14 protein-coding genes and 1 pseudogene are annotated in these 16,068 nt (G+C 44.5%); 6 read left to right on the top strand and 9 right to left on the bottom strand.

Annotated features, from left to right (window positions below; all coding sequences use genetic code 11):
- Nucleotides 1-213 precede the first annotated feature (213 nt).
- The gene (locus tag D0A37_RS10105; protein ID WP_242723745.1) at nucleotides 214-1,896 is read left to right on the top strand and encodes a tetratricopeptide repeat protein; all 1,683 of its coding nucleotides are present in this window, start codon (nucleotides 214-216) and stop codon (nucleotides 1,894-1,896) included.
- Nucleotides 1,897-2,303: 407 nt separating this feature from the next.
- Here the strand turns inward: D0A37_RS10105 and D0A37_RS29435 are convergent, their stop codons facing one another.
- The 3 genes from D0A37_RS29435 to D0A37_RS10095 form a co-directional block, all read right to left on the bottom strand.
- Nucleotides 2,304-2,417 (bottom strand): glycogen debranching N-terminal domain-containing protein, encoded by a 114-nt coding sequence (locus D0A37_RS29435; RefSeq protein WP_445242512.1) that lies wholly within the window; start codon nucleotides 2,415-2,417, stop codon nucleotides 2,304-2,306.
- A gap of 22 nt (nucleotides 2,418-2,439) precedes the next feature.
- Nucleotides 2,440-3,276 carry an MBL fold metallo-hydrolase gene (locus D0A37_RS10100; protein ID WP_242723744.1) on the bottom strand — a complete coding sequence of 279 codons (837 nt, stop codon included), beginning with the start codon at nucleotides 3,274-3,276 and terminating at the stop codon, nucleotides 2,440-2,442.
- A 219-nt stretch (nucleotides 3,277-3,495) separates the two neighbouring features.
- A complete protein-coding gene (locus D0A37_RS10095) occupies nucleotides 3,496-4,266 on the bottom strand; it encodes an SDR family NAD(P)-dependent oxidoreductase (RefSeq protein ID WP_242723742.1) in 771 nt (256 codons plus the stop codon).
- A gap of 979 nt (nucleotides 4,267-5,245) precedes the next feature.
- On the opposite strand from D0A37_RS10095, the gene rbp (D0A37_RS10090) reads away from it, so the two are divergent.
- Both rbp (D0A37_RS10090) and D0A37_RS10085 read left to right on the top strand, forming a co-directional pair.
- Complete coding sequence (gene rbp / locus D0A37_RS10090) at nucleotides 5,246-5,557, top strand: RNA-binding regulator (protein ID WP_006633004.1); 312 nt, start codon at nucleotides 5,246-5,248, stop codon at nucleotides 5,555-5,557.
- A 514-nt stretch (nucleotides 5,558-6,071) separates the two neighbouring features.
- Nucleotides 6,072-6,683 (top strand): hypothetical protein, encoded by a 612-nt coding sequence (locus D0A37_RS10085; protein WP_242723740.1) that lies wholly within the window; start codon nucleotides 6,072-6,074, stop codon nucleotides 6,681-6,683.
- Nucleotides 6,684-6,976: 293 nt separating this feature from the next.
- On the opposite strand, the gene egtD is transcribed toward D0A37_RS10085, so the two are convergent.
- From egtD to egtC, 3 genes are all read right to left on the bottom strand, one after another.
- Nucleotides 6,977-8,032 (bottom strand): L-histidine N(alpha)-methyltransferase, encoded by a 1,056-nt coding sequence (gene egtD, locus D0A37_RS10080; RefSeq protein ID WP_242723738.1) that lies wholly within the window; start codon nucleotides 8,030-8,032, stop codon nucleotides 6,977-6,979.
- Between the two features lie 380 nt (nucleotides 8,033-8,412).
- Nucleotides 8,413-9,771 (bottom strand): ergothioneine biosynthesis protein EgtB, encoded by a 1,359-nt coding sequence (gene egtB, locus D0A37_RS10075; RefSeq protein WP_242723736.1) that lies wholly within the window; start codon nucleotides 9,769-9,771, stop codon nucleotides 8,413-8,415.
- Complete coding sequence (gene egtC / locus D0A37_RS10070) at nucleotides 9,743-10,531, bottom strand: ergothioneine biosynthesis protein EgtC (protein WP_242723734.1); 789 nt, start codon at nucleotides 10,529-10,531, stop codon at nucleotides 9,743-9,745. Before egtC ends, egtB begins: the two co-directional genes overlap by 29 nt.
- Nucleotides 10,532-10,696: 165 nt before the next feature.
- Between egtC and D0A37_RS10065 the strand changes: the two genes are divergently transcribed.
- Nucleotides 10,697-10,915 (top strand): ssl0294 family protein, encoded by a 219-nt coding sequence (locus D0A37_RS10065; protein WP_242723731.1) that lies wholly within the window; start codon nucleotides 10,697-10,699, stop codon nucleotides 10,913-10,915.
- A gap of 89 nt (nucleotides 10,916-11,004) precedes the next feature.
- On the opposite strand, the pseudogene D0A37_RS10060 reads toward D0A37_RS10065, so the two are convergent.
- A pseudogene (locus D0A37_RS10060) lies at nucleotides 11,005-11,160 on the bottom strand (transposase); the annotation flags it as partial.
- Nucleotides 11,161-12,122: 962 nt separating this feature from the next.
- Here D0A37_RS10060 and D0A37_RS10055 point away from each other — a divergent pair.
- Entirely contained in the window at nucleotides 12,123-13,700 is a 1,578-nt protein-coding gene (locus D0A37_RS10055; protein ID WP_242723728.1) for a HAMP domain-containing methyl-accepting chemotaxis protein, read from the top strand.
- A gap of 648 nt (nucleotides 13,701-14,348) precedes the next feature.
- Here the strand turns inward: D0A37_RS10055 and D0A37_RS10050 are convergent.
- The gene (locus tag D0A37_RS10050; RefSeq protein ID WP_242723725.1) at nucleotides 14,349-15,419 is read right to left on the bottom strand and encodes an IS630 family transposase; all 1,071 of its coding nucleotides are present in this window, start codon (nucleotides 15,417-15,419) and stop codon (nucleotides 14,349-14,351) included.
- A gap of 96 nt (nucleotides 15,420-15,515) precedes the next feature.
- Here D0A37_RS10050 and rbp (D0A37_RS10045) point away from each other — a divergent pair, with 96 nt between their 5' ends.
- Complete coding sequence (gene rbp / locus D0A37_RS10045; RefSeq protein WP_006632996.1) at nucleotides 15,516-15,803, top strand: RNA-binding regulator; 288 nt, start codon at nucleotides 15,516-15,518, stop codon at nucleotides 15,801-15,803.
- Here the strand turns inward: rbp (D0A37_RS10045) and D0A37_RS10040 are convergent.
- Nucleotides 15,800-15,955 (bottom strand): hypothetical protein, encoded by a 156-nt coding sequence (locus D0A37_RS10040; protein WP_242723723.1) that lies wholly within the window; start codon nucleotides 15,953-15,955, stop codon nucleotides 15,800-15,802. The two genes, rbp (D0A37_RS10045) and D0A37_RS10040, sit on opposite strands and share 4 nt — an antisense overlap.
- Between the last annotated feature and the right edge of the window lie 113 nt (nucleotides 15,956-16,068).

The raw sequence follows: 16,068 nt of genomic DNA, 5'->3' as shown, positions 1-16,068 counted from the left end.
ATAGAAAATCGACTGACCGTATCTTACAGGGGTGTACCGAAAGTGGGAATCGTGCATAATTTTATACCTACTCGAATTAAGTAAAAAGGATTTGTCGCACCAAGCCTGATATGCTAAATTTGTTTCCAAACAGCAGCGAGATTAAGAAAAGCATAAGTTAATATATAAGACCGCAAGCTTGTTATCCCACTAAATTTTTTATGTGAAAGGCGTATGCCAGACCTCTCGACTTCGGCTACAGAAAACTCCTCAAACCCCCAACCAGCTCTGCTGCCGCCGATTTTAAGAATTTTGGCAGCATTTCCAGATTACGATCGGGGCAATAGATTGTACGCCGCAGGAAGGTACGAAGCGGCAGTCATTTGCTACGGAAAAGCCGTTCAAATTAAGCCGGACTGGGCCCGGGCGTGGCTGAATCTGGGCAAAGCTTACAAGCAACTGCACTCCTACGCAGAAACCGTAGCCTGCGCCGATCGAGCTACAGCAATTAATCCCGAAGAATACTGGGCTTGGATGCTGCGCGGGACAGGGCTGTTAAGTTTGCAAAATCACTCAGAAGCGATCGCGGCTTTCGACACCGCAATTCAAATCAATTCAGAAAAGCACGAAGCTTGGTATCAGCGAGGCCGAGTTTTAGAGGAATTGCAGCAGTGGGATGCAGCCGCAAGCTGTTACAAAAAAGCAACCCAACTTCATCCGAATTTGCCCGCCATGTGGTATCGGCAAGGCAACGTGTTGGTTCAAGCGGAGCGCTACCCTGAAGCCGTAGCCGCTTTCGAGCGGGCGCTGAAACTCGTCCCGACTAATTGGGAAGCTTGGCTGAACCGAGGTTTGGCTTTGATGAAAGCCGAACGCTACGCTGAAGCTGTAACTTCTTACGATCGCGCCATTCAACTGCAACCACAAAATAGTCTGGCTTGGTTCAATCGAGGCATTGCTTCCGCAAAATTGCACAAATATGCAGAAGCCGTGACAGCATACGATCGCGTACTGCAAATGCAGCCCAACGACTGCGAAGCTTGGTTTTATAAAGGAATGGCCCTCAAACACCAGTGGGCAGACGCGGCAATTGCTTGTTTCGATCGGGCAATTAAAATTAATTCTTTTTATCCCGAAGCATGGATCGGGCGCGGTCAAACACTGTCAGAATCGAGAGATTTTGAAGGGGCGATCGCTGCTTTTGACCAAGCCGTTCAAATTAATCCGAATTTTCCCGAAGCTTGGCTGGGTAGAGGCATCGCCCTGGCAGGATTGGAACGCTACAAAGAGGCAATTATCGCTTACAGCAATGCCCTACAAATTGAAGGTAATTTTCTAGAAGCTTGGAACTTGCGAGGCGAAGCTCTGGAAAAATTACAGCAATACGAAGAAGCGATCGCCTGTTTTGATAAAGTAATCTCTCTGACTTCAGAAGCAGAAATTACATCAAAAGTAGGGTTGCAGCAAGGCGCAGCGCTGGAAAAATTGCAGCGTTACGAAGAAGCCGTCGCAGCTTACAACCGCGTACTAAAAATCGTGCCAGACAATTTTGAAGTTTGGTTGAAACGCGGCAACGCTTTGTCAAAATTGCAGCAGTACGAACAAGCTCTAGCATCATACGATCGAGCAATTACTGTCTGGCCGGATAACTATCAAGGCTGGGTACAGCGAGGTTTGATCCTAGGGGAAATGCAGAACTATTCCCAAGCACTCGTCGCTTTTGACCAAGTGATTCAACTCAAGCCAGACAACTGGGAAGCTTGGGCGCAGCGGGGGGACGTTTTGCAAAAATTGCAGCGAACTCAAGATGCTATTAGCTCTTACGGAGTCGCCCTCGAAATCAAACCCGATTACTACGAAGCTCTAGTCAGTCGAGAAGAATTGAGGCTCAAGGGCGCGATGTCAGGAAAGTGGTAAGGGGAAATTGACAAATAGTTTTAATTTTTGAAATTGCTTTGTTCCTCCTAATACTGCGCTGGGGTAAAGCTTGAACTATTTAACTTAAAACTAAAAAAACTTCCCTCTTCTCTCTTCCTCTGCGTTCTCTGCGCCCTCTGCGGTTAATAAAAAAATCTAATTCCCAAAACAATTAGTATTGCTATATCCTGAGCATAATTAGGGCTTGCTGAATTAGTTTTCCCAGTAAACACTGTATGGATTGTGTGAGCAAAAAAAGGTGGAAGAGTGCAAGATAAACAGGTAAAATAGCACAAAATCCTTGCATCACCATTTGCGATCGTGTACCGAAAAGTTGAGCTTGCTCCCCTCCCACCTTTGGACTTTGAACTAGCCAAAGGATCTAAATTGTCAGCCCTCAACCTTCTTTATACTGCTGCCTTTGCCACTGACATGTTGTAGAAAAAGATCGGACGAGTGTCGCGGACAAAAAAGCCTTGGACAGGCCGATGGTCGATCGAACCATCAGAATCTGTTACCAAAAAAATGATGAAATTTCTAGTTTTAAGAGTTCCTAGACCCGGCAGCAAAGGCTTTTAACTCAATAGCATCGTGACTGCAAAACAGGCGCACATCTTTACTATGCTGCACCGATAATGCGTGCAGCCGGCCTTGATTGAGCAACCGAGCCTTGCGATCGACCTCCATCATCCATTGGTAGGCGCGCAAAGCGGGTGTGCAGCGCCGGTTAGCGGCATCCATCTCGTGTCGGTAGAAATAGGCATCGCCTGCGTGCAAAAGCCAGCCATCGGGTGTATCAATGGCAATGCCAGCATGACCGCGCGTGTGCCCCACCAACGGGATTAGCAAAATCTCCGGCGGCAACCCGTCGAGGTCGCGGACTGCTTCAAAACCGAACCAAGGTTCGCCGCCCGCCGAATAGTATTTCCAGCGTTTGACTTCATCCCACTGCCCCGGACGATAGCGCCTTTTTGTGATGAAACCGTGCCGATCCTGTGCCGCATCGATTTCAGCCTGCATAACGTGTACTGTGGCTTCAGGGAAATCCTCTAGACCACCGGCATGATCAAAATCGAGGTGGGTGAGTACAATATGGCGCACATCGCTTGGTGAAAATCCGAGCTGTTCAATTTGATGGATGGCCGTGTACTTGCGATCGAACTGGATGTTATTAAAATGGACGAAAAACGGGCTGAGCCGAGAGTAAGGCGACTGGATATCCCGCAGTCCGAAGCCGGTATCGATCAGAACAAGCCCCTGATTCGTTTCAACGAGCAGACAGTGGCAGACGAGGTTAGCCGTCAAACCGCGACTGAAGCCATCGAAAAGCGCCCCACCAATGGGACACATACAGCCACAATTGAGATGATGAATTTGCATAAATGTGCTGCACTAAATTACTTAGGCCGAAACCATTTATTCCTCAGTTCGCATCCAAGGCCGATGCTGCATAATGGCATCGATGAACGCCTGAGAAAACTGTGCTAAATCGCCAATACTGGGAGAAGTAAACACGCTTTTATCGGCTGCAATCTTGCCATTATCTGCGATATTTACTTTCTTTAAATCTGCACATAAGAATAGTAAAACGGGCGGAAATTATTGGTTAGCCGAGCCCGGTTTAGTAAGTTGACTGTGCAGTTCGGCATTGACGGTATCAGGTAAAACTTTGCTCGCGCTGCCCAGAATCTTTGTTTTGAGTGAACCTGCAATGATGTTGTCCTTACCGGCCATCAAGGCTTCAAATCCCTGCTTGGCAACCTCGGCTGGATGATCTTTCTTGTCTGCGCCCGCCTTCGTGTCATCCATTCCCGCCCGGTGGAAGAAGTTAGTATCGGTTGGGCCGGGCATCAGCGAGGTGACAGTTACACCTGTATCTTTTAACTCATTGCGGAGTCCTTCGGAAAACGAGTGGATGAAGGCTTTGGATGCTGCATATACTGCCTCGAATGGCCCCGGCATTAGGGCGGCAATCGACGAAGTGAATAGAATCCGTCCCTGGCCGCGATCCACCATATCCTTAACTACCCGTTTAGCCAAATGCACAGACGAGACAACGTTGAGGTTAATCAGATTTAGTTCGTCCTTCAAGTCTGTCTCGCGGGCAAAGTCGCCCCCGACGCCGACACCTGCATTAATTGCGATCGCCTCCACTGGCCGATTAGTCGCTTTAATCTGGTTGTAGAGCATCTCAACACCGTCGTAGGTAGCGAGGTCTGCCTGCACTGTCTCGACTTTGGCACCGAGCCCCTCAAAGGCTTGAGCCGCTTCATTGATGCTCGCTCCGGTGGCGGTGACTAGGAGATCGAATCCGTTTTGAGCGAACTGTTTGGCGAGTTCGTAACCAATACCGTTAGAGGCACCTGTCACCACAGCCAAGGGCCGGGTCAACGAACTGTTTATAACCATTTAAAATCCTCTATAACTGCTTCACGCTCGTTTGTCTAGCCTTGCTTCTCTCTGTACCAGACAATCTTTGTGGACTGTGGGCTTTCAACTTTTACAATGCTAGGGAGGCATGAGTGCGATCGCATCTTTCCCAGGACATAAGCTTTTAGGAATTTAAATACGGTATAATCTAAAACAAACTTCTTGTAATTAGTGTAAAAATGACAGCATACAATCATATTATAGAAAGAGCAAATAGAGAAACTACACAAAGCCTTAAAAAATGAATAAACTGGAAATCTTATAGAAATAATTATGATTATATAGCAATCCTTGCAAGAGTCGTAAAATTTTTCCCCCACCCCAACCCTCCCCTTAGTAAGGGGAGGAAGTAAGAAACTCACAAATGATGCGAGGATTGCTATATATGTATAAAATGCGCGTAGATATGGCTAATAACTCTTTTGATAATTATTGGGGAACCCTCATTCTCTGGCGCTAAATCGGATGCCATGAGAGACGGGAGATGGAAGAGGGGAGATTGACTCGGAAGATTAATCCTGGGCTAAAAACATTTATATCTGGCGGAAGAGGGAAGATGCTTGCCCAGGGGGAACAGTGCCGGAGGTCAGTTATAAGTGAATCTCAGGCACTGTTCTCAATCAGACCCAATCAACCTGGTAACAGCGACGAAAAATCTCAGATATCAGGTCGATCGCGCAACAATAAACCAAGTGGATGACGGCAAGAGCGTAAGATGTCAGTTATCAGGAATACTTTCTGTTGGCGATTGCCCGACGGCACCGAAAATTGAAAATTATGACAGCCAATTGCTGATTATGCTGGCTTCATGTTATAGTGGTTTTCCAAGAATTAAATTCGGTGGCGTAGTTTGTTGGTGTTTATTTACAAGCGTCTCTCCGAATCTAAGTCTCTGCACCCTAATGATTCTGGAGATTTTATGTCGATTTACGTGGGTAATCTTTCATATGAGGTAACATCAGACGACCTCAACGAAGTATTTGCCGAGTACGGTACTGTAAGCCGCGTCCAAGTACCCATGGACCGGGAAACAGGCAGGATGCGAGGTTTTGCTTTTGTGGAAATGGCAAGCGAGGCAGAAGAAGCAGCAGCCATCGCAGCTCTAGACGGTGCTGAATGGATGGGCCGCGACTTGAAAGTCAATAAAGCCAAACCTCGCGAAGACAACAAACGCCCCTCGGGTGGCGGCGGCGGCTGGGGCGACAAAGATCGCTCTTCACGACGCTACTAAGCTTTGAGACTGAAAATTTGAGTTTTGGTAGTTGACGGCAGGTGCGAATGCTGCTTTTTTTTCGGGTTGTTCGAGCGACCCATCAAATAAAACTCCCAAACCTCTAAATCAGTTTTGCCCCCTCATTCGAGGGGGCTTTGTTTTTGGCGAAAAATCCCGCGAGGTACGTCTGCGGTGAATTTGCCAGTCTAGTTCGTGATTCGGTATCCTCTTATAGCCATCCTTGCAGGAGTCGTAAATTTTTACCCCACCCCAAACCTCCCCGAACCTGCTCTGAGTCCGTAAGAAATTCACAAATAATGATGCGAGGATTGCTATAACTGCTTTTTATAAGAGGCTGTCGGGATTTCGTGGCTCGACTCTTGTAAACTATCCAACTACAATTAAGCAGCAAGAAAAGTTAGAATAACTGCAAAACTGAATATTGCCCAGAACAGCCAAACTATCTTTACCGAAGATTAGTTGAGGAAACCAGCCGAATATCAGCCAGTATCTTGATTTTGCCTGAATAAAGATGTCCAAGGTCTACAGCACGGCGGAACTCATTAAAATCCTCGAAGAAGAGCGCCAAGCCTGCTTGCATGGGCGGCGCCTCAACTTGACTGAAACTCCTGCTACAGGCAACCCCGTGATTGACCGCTTTCTCAAATCTGAGGGAGTTCAGAAGTTCACTGCTTATCAAAATTTTAAGGCGGCCGTGCACGAATACCAGCGGGAACATCAAGTTTCTGGGATTGTCTGGCGGGAAATTGCGGTTAAAGGCAATACTCTACGCTATCCGGCAGTAGATGACGAATTAATAGCTCTACCGGTTGATTTGATGACGTTGAAGGCAGCTAAGATTGCTATGTTGGAATTCTGGCAGCAGGTAACTGCCGGGATGGATTTGTATTTAAGTATTAACAGTGGAAAGGATTTTCGATCGATCGAGCCTGTTGATGTAGAGGCTATAGCCCAGCGCACAGAATGGGCCAGCCTCTCGAACTGGGAAAAGTTGGATTTTCTAGAAATTTTGTTGCAGTTGGGCTGGGGGAAGCCGGAGGAAGCTTATTATAAGCGGGGATGGCCGACTTCGGGCAGCGAGTACATTCACGCCGTAAAACCCGGACAGCGGCCGATTTGTTAATTGGGAATTGGGAATTGGGAATTTGTTTGTAGTAAGGACTTTAGTCCTGATTTGACTTGTTAAACGTTAAATTTACAATCCGGCAGGGAATGAATTCCCTGCCTCAAAGCTAAAGTTCTCTTAAGAGGACTGAGATAAAAGTTACGCATTAACAAGGTAACTATGTCATTCTGAGTCCTGAGCATTGCGAAGGAACTGAAGAATCTCAAAGCCTTGCAACACCATCTAGAGTGCGTAAGTCCTGTTAAACTCCTTAGTCCTCTTAAGAGGACTTTAGCTATTAGCCTGCCAATTCATTCCCCGGCGGAATTAACTTCTGACATCTGGCAAAGCATCAAGCCAAACCACTGATTTGGATCTGTCCAAACTTGCACCGGCATTAAGCCACGCTGCGAAAGTTCTTGCTTTACAGTATTTAGATTAAACTTGCGCGATATTTCGCTGCGAATAGTTTCTCCCGCTGCAAATTCAACCGTTAAATTGAGAGCGCGCAACTGCACTGTTTGCGCTTTTTTACTTTTTAAGTGCATTTCAATTTGACATTCCTCTTGATTGTAAAAAGCCCAATGATCGAACTGCGCCAAATCAAAATTTCCCTCATATTTTCGATTCAAATGCCGCAGCATATTCAAGTTAAATGCCGCTGTTACTCCTTGACTGTCATCGTAGGCAGGCTCTAAAATATCTTTAGATTTGTCCAAGTCAATTCCCAGCAAAAAATACTCTCCAGGCTGCAATGCACCGACAATTTGCGAGAAGAACAAATCGCATTCTTGAGCGTTGAGATTACCGAGGGTACTTCCTAGAAAGCAAATCATTCGGGTTGGCAACGGCGACGGTGCAATTTTAGCTAAGGCTAATTCGTAAGTGCTGACAAGTCCGTGAATCTGGAGCGAGGGATAATCGGCTAACAGTTGACAAGCGCTGCTTTCTAGGATAGTAGGACTGATGTCGATCGGCAAATAGTGCAGGGGATATTCCCGTTGACTGTAAGCATCGAGGAGAATCCGAGTTTTGGTGGAACTGCCGCTGCCGAGTTCCACAATTTCGCAGGGGCCCGTTAAATTGGCGATCGCCCCCGCGCACCCCTGCAAAATCGCCGTCTCAGTGCGTGTCAGGTAGTATTCCGGCAACTGGCAAATCAACTCGAACAGGTTTGAGCCGCGATCGTCGTAGAAATACTTTGGAGGCAGGGATTTGGGGTTTTGAGTCAACCCGCTAACTGCATCGCTGCCAGCATTGATTTCTGCGGGTGTCAGTGCTGCAGCGCTCACCAGTCGCTCTAAGTGCAGCCGGTTTTCCTTCGTTAAGGCTGAGTTGGTTGTGTCGGACAGTCTTGGGGATTTCATAAAGTAATTTTTAGATGCACATATCGGTATAGCACGCAGTTGCGTTGCCAAATATCGCGCTCAAGTCAGATTTTTCCTGCCGATCTCGGTTCTGTATAGTCTCACCGGATGGCGATCGCATCCACAATTAAAACTTAAAATTTCTCCACAAAAATTATTAAATAATTAACCAAACTTGTTTTATTTGAGCTTGTTACATGGAAAAAAGTTAGGCATTTCGCAAACAAATTTCGTTGCAAATACCCTCTTCAGGCATTTATAGGATGTCCGTAAAATAAGCGTTATAAGGCAAGTAGTGAGGACTAAAGCCCTCTGAAAAGTGCGAGAACTTTAGTCCTTACTCCGAACCAATTTGATTGCAGTTTTCATTACATAGCGAACTACTTAGCGCAGCGAAAACCAGCAATAATTTGCCGCACACCCGGATAATACCAATTCCGAAAGGTCGATCGCAGTGCCTGCGGAAAAGTCGCCCAACTCCCGCCTTTTAAAACCCGGTGTTCTCCATCAAAATAAACTTGAGAATACCCCTTGTAAGGATAACTTTCAAATCCCGGATAGGCGTCAAAGGTTGAAGCAGTCCACTCCCAAACATTCCCCAACATATCATAGCAGCCGATCGCACTTGCTCCTTTGGGAAAGGCATCAACTGGTGAGGTATTGGCAATATTATTGGCGTGATTGCACAGGCTGCCGTTTGGCTGTTCTTCTCCCCAAGGATAGATGCGATATGTTTGAGTAGTGGCATCCCAACTCGCAGCTTTTTCCCATTCGGCTTCCGATGGCAAACGCTTGCCGATAAAGTTGCAGTAAGCTTCGGCTTCGTACCAACTGACACCGCAGACTGGGTGGTTGTTGAAAGCTGGATTTTCTGACCAGTAAAGCGGTTGAGAGACGGCTTCGCCTTGCAGCCATTTCCAGCCGTCTACTGACCACCAATCAGGGTTTTGATAGCCGCCGGATTCCATGAAATCTTGGTATTGACGGCAAGTGACGGGATAGCGATCGATCGAGTATGCTTCTAAATAACACAGGTGGCGCGATCGCTCATTATCTAAAGCCTCAGCAGCATCGCTTCCCATGTAAAATTCCCCGGCTGGAATTTCAATCGCCCGGGAATCCGTAATTTGTAATTGGTAATCTGCAATTGGTAATCGGTAATTGGAAATTAATCTTCCTTCTTCCTCATTCCCTCTTCCTTCTTCCTTCTCCCCTCTTCCTTCTTCCTTCTCCCCTCTTCCTTCTTCCTTCTCCCCTCTTCCTTCTTCCTTCTTCCCTCTTCCTTCTTCCTTCTTCCTTTGCATTTGCAACACGAAAGCAACAGTTTCGCAGTGCTGGCTTTCATGCTGAATAATAAACCGCCAGAGACGTTCTTGCTCGTCGATCGGCGCTACTTCCAAATAATCTAACACCTTTTTTCTCACCGCGTCCAGATATAATTTAACTTCAGGTAACGTCGGCAGAAAAACCCGTTGCTTTTTAGGCAAAATATCAGCAGCAAACAGTCGGTGATACTCAGGAAAGACTGGCTGCAACCCAGCACACCGCTGCAACAGCCACAAATCCTCAGTATAAGCAATGTGACCTAAGTGCCAGCCAACCGGACTAAAATCAGGATGAGCTTGGCGGCAAAAAGTATCGTAGTCGATGTCTGCAAATAGCTTGAAAGTGCCACGGCGACACTGCTGCAAATCGCGATAAATTGCCTCTCTACAAGATTGGATAGATTTCGATATCACGCTCTACTCCGGTACTGATAATGCTCTGGACTGGGCACTCGTGCCAATTGCCTGCAAATAAAGGTTCAGAAGCAATGATGACAGAATTCGGGAAATTTAAATCGTCCCGCAGCCAATAGAGGGAAGGAGGGGTTTTTTGGGCAGCAAAGCGAGAGGCAACGAGCTGGTGTCCGTCGCTGATAATGATATTAGCTGAAAATTCTACTTGGTGAAAGCTTGCTAGCTCTGCCACAGTTTTCAGCGTGTTTTGCAAAGCAGCTTCTAGAGTCACATTGGCGGCTGTCAATTCATTGACAAACAAACCGAAGATATGCTCTGAATCTGTAGTGCCGTTAATTGATTGATAAATGGTATCGCTGAGTCGCTCGCGAATTGGTCTATAAAGAGTTTGCCGAAAATTCTTCACGAAGCCGTTGTGTACGAACAGCAGGCGATCGTGCTGAAACGGCTGACAGTTGCTCAAATCTACAGCTTGTCCTGAAGTTGCACTGCGAACATATCCGATCGCGCATCCGGATTCAACGTATCGACTGATACTCGGAAGGTTAACGTCGCTCCAAATTGGCTGTACATTTTTATAGGTAAACGGGTCAGTATCTAGGTGCGGGTGATACCAACCAATACCAAAACCGTCAGCATTGAGTACGCCAGAAGTCATTTCGCGGGGTTCGTAACTCTGCACAATTAGGGAATGTTCCGGCTTGTACACAATAGCATCGAGTAAAATCGGCTCCCCGAGGTAGCCAAGCAAACGGCACATAAAATTTTTGCAGCAAATTGATTAGCATTGTAGGCCATTAACCGAAAAATTGCCCGATCGCGCCTTTTCAGCGCTGGGAACAAGGTTTTTTGTAGCCCGCTGCCAGCATCGCAGTACAAACGGTAAAGTTAAGGTATAACCCCTGCAGCACAAGGAGACTCTTGAATGTTCCTCGACGAACTCATCCCAATGGCCCAAGAATTGATCCAACAGCCGATCGCCTTCGCAGGCGGATTTTTATCTGGCCTGCTTCGACTCAACCTTCACGAAGAGCCCGTTAAAAGCTGGATCGACGAGCAAGCGGGTTCAACATCCTACACTACTCCCCCAGCCGAAACCACCAACGGTAAAAGCACCGGGCCTCAGTCAATCTCGATCGACTAAGGAAAAGCAGTAACATCCTCTCAACGCCAAACTGATTAAAGTTATCAGAGATTGTGGTTTAAACCCCCGTCCTTTTAGGACGGCTTTTCTTAATTCTGGATATATTGTTTCAGAACTTCCAAGGGCCCCTCGCCAATAGAAGCTACAAAATAACTAGGACTCCCTAGAGCATCGTTCCCATAAGCTTTTGGGTATCCAGCTTGCCCATACCGCCTACTGGATACCCCTTTTAACGCATTTACCATAGCAATGAAAGCCCGCTATGAGTACAGATTTTACCCCACAGACCAACACCGACTGAGCTGAGCTGCCGTTGTTTGGCTGCGTGAGGGTTGTTTGGAATGATGCGCTGGCGTTCTTTCTGTAAGTTTTCCGAACGAGTGCGATGGTATAACAAACTGTCTGCTATGCTTACTCTACCTCAAAGAAAACAGAAGCTAGGTAATGGTTAAAAGATGTTTCCTCAGTTCCGTTACAGCAATCGCTAAGGCATTTAGACATACCATATCGAATTTTTTCAACTCTCGCAAGGGCTAACCTAAAGGGAAGAAGTTGGGCAAGCAAAAATTTAATAACAAAGACTAATAATCAATCTCCCGAGTTTACTTGCAGCCGTTTTTTCGCGATCAGGCGAGTATGTTTCCTTTGCTAAAATAGGTAAGATCAAGCCTGTTTGGTCGAGGGAGTTACCCTCGCTTATTCGCTCTGTAACTGTCATTCAAAACTGTGCGAATAGGTATTTTTTAGTTTAGCTTTGGAAATAAATGTTGAGATAATTGAGTTCATTAGTCAATCTGTGTTTTTCAATTTTGACCGTTATGAATTAGTCAGCGATGTGATACCTCATTTCTCTGAGTAAGGCGATATCTTTGAACTCCGAACTTAATTATAATCCTACCGTTTTTCTAGTTGGCGTGGGCAGGCTGGGTTTGTGTAATTACAGGTTTTAACCTGTACAATAAAGCGGTTTATCAAAATGAATTCAGCAGGATGACAACCAAAGAGCTACCCTAGCCACGTTATCACCCAACATCTATAGCCATTCTCACGAACAGAAGGTACTCAGCAATTAATTACTACTTGTCAAACGTAAAACGTAAAATGTAAAATGTCAACCTGTACCTCGTGTAGGTGATAAAAATTATACTATACAATATGTATTCATGACTCCCGCGAGGCTCACGGTAGTAAAAGGAAAAAAAATATTATGTTGAGAAACCTGAATTTACAAACCAGACTGATCAGTGCATTTCTGATGATGGGAATTTTAGTATTTTTAGTTGCCTGGGTAGGATGGAGTTCAACATCTAATCTCAGTCAACACATAGAGACTCTCGGTAAAAATAACTTACCGAGTATTGAAGCTTTATTGAAAATTAACGAGGGACAAACCCAAATTGAGTCATCAGAGAGAGCGCTAATTAATCCGGCACTCAGTCAAGAAGAAAGGCAAGATGCCTTAAACAGAATGGACAAGGCTTGGCAGCAAATTAAAGATGGGTTTAAAGCATACGAAGCCACTCCACGTACCCCAGAGGAAGACGCACTCTATAAACAAATGCTTAAGTATTGGGAGGAGTGGGAGCAGGAAGATCAAGAACTCCTGCGAATTAATCAAGAATTTGAAACAGTGGGAATTTTGAATCCTTTGGCTTTGCAGCTAAACCTAATTAATCAGGGTAAAAGTAAGTCGCCAGAAATGGCAAGAGCCAAGACAGCTAGTAACCTTTTGAATAAACTTAGGCAGCAGGCTAAATTAATTCGCTTTAAATTTATAAATTCAGAAAACGCCACTTTAGCAGTGGTTCAAGCCAACAGAAAGCAAGCCAATGAGGCTTATGAAACCGCATACAATGATAGTAAGAATACTCAAGTAGCTGTATTGTTGGGGATGACAGTTGGACCGCTCACAGCGATTATTTTAGGCGTAGCTTTAAGCATGGCGATCGCCAAACCTTTAGATAAGGCCCTGAAAGGTATTATTAATATGATTGTCAGTTCTTCCACCGAGATCGCTGCGACAATTGAGCAACAGGAACGTATTGCTGTACAACAAGCTGCTTCTGTTAATCAAACAACTACCACAATGGATGAATTGGGCGCATCATCGAGGCAATCAGCTATGCAAGCCGAGTCAGCCCTTGAGAATGCCAGTAATGTCTTAAACCTGGCAGCAGAAGGCAGTAAAGTAGTGCATAAAACCCAGCAGGGAATGTTGAGTTTGACGGAAAAAGTCGGAGCTATCGCCGAGCAAGTTTTACATTTGAGCCAGCAAACCAATCAGATTGCTAATATTACCAATTTAGTCAGCGATTTGGCAAATCAAACTAATATGCTGGCAATTAACGCTACAGTGGAAGCAGTACGCACCGGAGAACAAGGAAAGGGGTTTGGGGTGGTGGCGACGGAAATTCGCAGACTGGCAGATCAAAGTAAAAAATCGTCAGATCAGATTAATGATTTGATAAACGGTATTAATAATTCCATTAATAAAACAGTAATGGTGACAGATGAGGGAAAGAAAACTTTAGATAATAGCCTGAAATTGACTGAAGGTACGGCGGATAATTTTAACAAGGTTGCTAATGCTATTAACAGTGTTGTTGTGAGCAGTCAGCAAATTTATCTGAATACCAAACAGCAGGCGATCGCTATTGAGCAAGTGGTAGATGCGATGAATCTTTTGAATAAAGGAGCAACGGAAACAGCCAGCGGTATTACCCAAAGTCGAATTGGCACTCAAACCCTTAACAAAGCGGCTTTAAATCTCACATCCTTAGTTTAATTGAGAAAAGTAATATCCTAAACGGGGATGAAGGAGATGGGGAGAAAATTTTCCCAATTCCCCCTTTCCAATTTCCAATTCCCAATTTTGCCAAAGTATTGAAGGTGAGATATCCCCCTCTATGAAAGGGCTGGGGAGATGTCAAGTATGTTTCCTCAAAGGGCTATGTAGATGTGTATAGCAATTCTCAAGTGAGTGAAGTACAAATTTAGATTTTAGATTAAAGAATTGAAGAAGTAGGGAATTGGTAATTAACTCGGAAGTACCTCACGAAAGTTGAGAACTGCTATATCAACGATCGTAGCTAAGAGCAACTTGATATATTATACCTTGTTACTCGCTTTGTTTCCGAAGATGCTTGGCGATGCGTCCCCCACCCATCACTGAGCTGATTAAAATCAAGTATTGTTTAGGGGCGGGATTCCTCACTGCCCCAAAATTCATCTACTCACTCACTCGAAGGGAGAGTCAGGAGATGAATTTTGATCAAGCTAACTATTGCAGCTAGTACAAAGAGTTTGTCAGTGTGCCAAACCCTTTTAGTCAGAGTCGATCGCCCAGTTGTATGCCAGAGAGCACTTGACAGTTAAATTAACAGGTTATTATGTATATAGCAATCCTAAATGATTTTCTATATCTAGAGCAATCCTAAATGATTTTCTGTGTGTAAGTATATTGACGTATTTTGGGGAAATCAAATTTATGTTCGTTAGTAAAAAACTCAAACAGAAACTTGACAATCTTAAAAGACCTACATAAATACCAATACTTTCTTAAAAAGTTTTTAGCTTGTAACCAAATATCTTCAACGGGGTTCTGTTGGGGAGCATTGGGAGCAAATAAAATACAAGTAATTGACCAATTAGCAGGTTCTTTGGCAGCATTGAGTTCTAATAAAAAGTCTCTAAATTCTCCATATTTATGATAACTAGCTCCATCCCAAATCAAGATAATCTTGCGATTTTTATATTTATCTTGTAAGTATTTTATGAATTTAACTGTTGATTTTCCATCACCAGATGGATGGCTCTGAACATGGAATTCTTTGCTTTGATAATTGAGTGCGCCAAAATAAGTTTGTCTATCTTTTTCATTGGTAATTGGGACTTCAATTCGGATTTGGGATTGACCCCAAACATAACCAGTCAGATCACCATGAAGTAGATGACATTCATCTAAAAACAATACTATTATTTCCCCAGACTCTATACCAGCCTTGTTTTTAAATAAAATATCGTTAATTTCTTCCGTCTTTTTTTTTACCAGTTTTTTATCAAATTTAGGATTAATTTTTTGAGTTTTTTTCCAACTAATTTTCGCCCGGTCAAAAAGTTCATAGTAACTCTGTTTTGATTTATATATCACACCAAATTCTTGTTCTAAATAAGTAACTAGCTCATCTAAATTCCCATATTCTTTATTTCTTAACCACTCGATTACTTCAGTATTTTGTAGAGCTGTTAAATACCCTTTTGACCCTTTATGTCCTAGTTTGATTCCGGCGATGCCTTTGGTTTTAAATTGTTTTTTCCAATAACCAATAAAAAAATTACTTACACCTAAAATTTTGCTGATCTCATGGTAGATATTACCTGAGAGCGCCATCCTTACAGCTATTGCTCGTTTTAGTTCTCTGGCATCTATATCGCTTTTAATGAAAGATTCTAAACAATCTATTTCTTTTTGCCTATCTTTTTGTTGCAGTTGTAAGTTATTCATTTTTTTATGGTCACGATCGAGTATTGCATATAATTGTATCACAATCATGATAATGATTTAGGATTGCTATAGCACAACAAGTTCAGTTCGATCGACATGACTATCTACATTGGAAATCTGTCTTACCGCGCCACCGAAGAAGACCTGACAGCAGTATTTGCAGAATACGGCACAGTCAAGCGAGTTGTCTTGCCTACCGACAGGGAAACCGGTCGGATGCGCGGTTTTGCATTTGTTGAGATGATGGAGGATGCCCAAGAAGACGCTGCAATTGCCGAATTAGACGGCGCAGAGTGGATGGGACGCCCCTTGCGAGTGAACAAAGCTAAACCCAAAGAAGAGGGAAATCGAGGCGCAGGTATCAAGAGAAACGACGGATATTAGTCTGCGATGCGGCGGTTGACATCTTCTCGAAACCCACCTGATGCACCAGTGCGCCAGTAGCGCCGAATTGCTAGCAGCAGTTGATTTTGGGGATGCAATGTCAAATCCGCTGCACAAAAAAATCGATTCTTTCGGGGCTGCACTTGATTCATACTTTTTGAGAAAGACAGAATTTATGCACGGGAGTCGAGAAACCCGATTTCTTCCCGGATACCTCGCTGCTAAAAGCAAAATTTATCAGGAAAAACCGGGTTGATGAGCGTGA

The organism is Microcoleus vaginatus HSN003 (assembly GCF_022701255.1).
GTDB classification, from domain to species: Bacteria; Cyanobacteriota; Cyanobacteriia; order Cyanobacteriales; family Microcoleaceae; genus Microcoleus; species Microcoleus vaginatus_B.
Note: the sequence above shows the minus strand (reverse complement) of the source record. Positions and strands in the feature narration are given on the sequence as shown.

What these genes read in the sequence shown, in the direction of transcription:
- D0A37_RS10065 (WP_242723731.1), top strand. Translation starts at nt 10,697, where the DNA reads ATGTTCCTCGACGAACTCATCCCAATGGCCCAAGAATTGATCCAACAG.
- egtC (WP_242723734.1), bottom strand. Translation starts at nt 10,531, where the DNA reads ATGTGCCGTTTGCTTGGCTACCTCGGGGAGCCGATTTTACTCGATGCT.
- rbp (WP_006633004.1), top strand. Translation starts at nt 5,246, where the DNA reads ATGTCGATTTACGTGGGTAATCTTTCATATGAGGTAACATCAGACGAC.
- D0A37_RS10055 (WP_242723728.1), top strand. Translation starts at nt 12,123, where the DNA reads ATGTTGAGAAACCTGAATTTACAAACCAGACTGATCAGTGCATTTCTG.
- egtD (WP_242723738.1), bottom strand. Translation starts at nt 8,032, where the DNA reads ATGAAATCCCCAAGACTGTCCGACACAACCAACTCAGCCTTAACGAAG.
- rbp (WP_006632996.1), top strand. Translation starts at nt 15,516, where the DNA reads ATGACTATCTACATTGGAAATCTGTCTTACCGCGCCACCGAAGAAGAC.
- D0A37_RS10100 (WP_242723744.1), bottom strand. Translation starts at nt 3,276, where the DNA reads ATGCAAATTCATCATCTCAATTGTGGCTGTATGTGTCCCATTGGTGGG.
- D0A37_RS10040 (WP_242723723.1), bottom strand. Translation starts at nt 15,955, where the DNA reads ATGAATCAAGTGCAGCCCCGAAAGAATCGATTTTTTTGTGCAGCGGAT.
- D0A37_RS10085 (WP_242723740.1), top strand. Translation starts at nt 6,072, where the DNA reads ATGTCCAAGGTCTACAGCACGGCGGAACTCATTAAAATCCTCGAAGAA.
- D0A37_RS10050 (WP_242723725.1), bottom strand. Translation starts at nt 15,419, where the DNA reads ATGAATAACTTACAACTGCAACAAAAAGATAGGCAAAAAGAAATAGAT.
- D0A37_RS10105 (WP_242723745.1), top strand. Translation starts at nt 214, where the DNA reads ATGCCAGACCTCTCGACTTCGGCTACAGAAAACTCCTCAAACCCCCAA.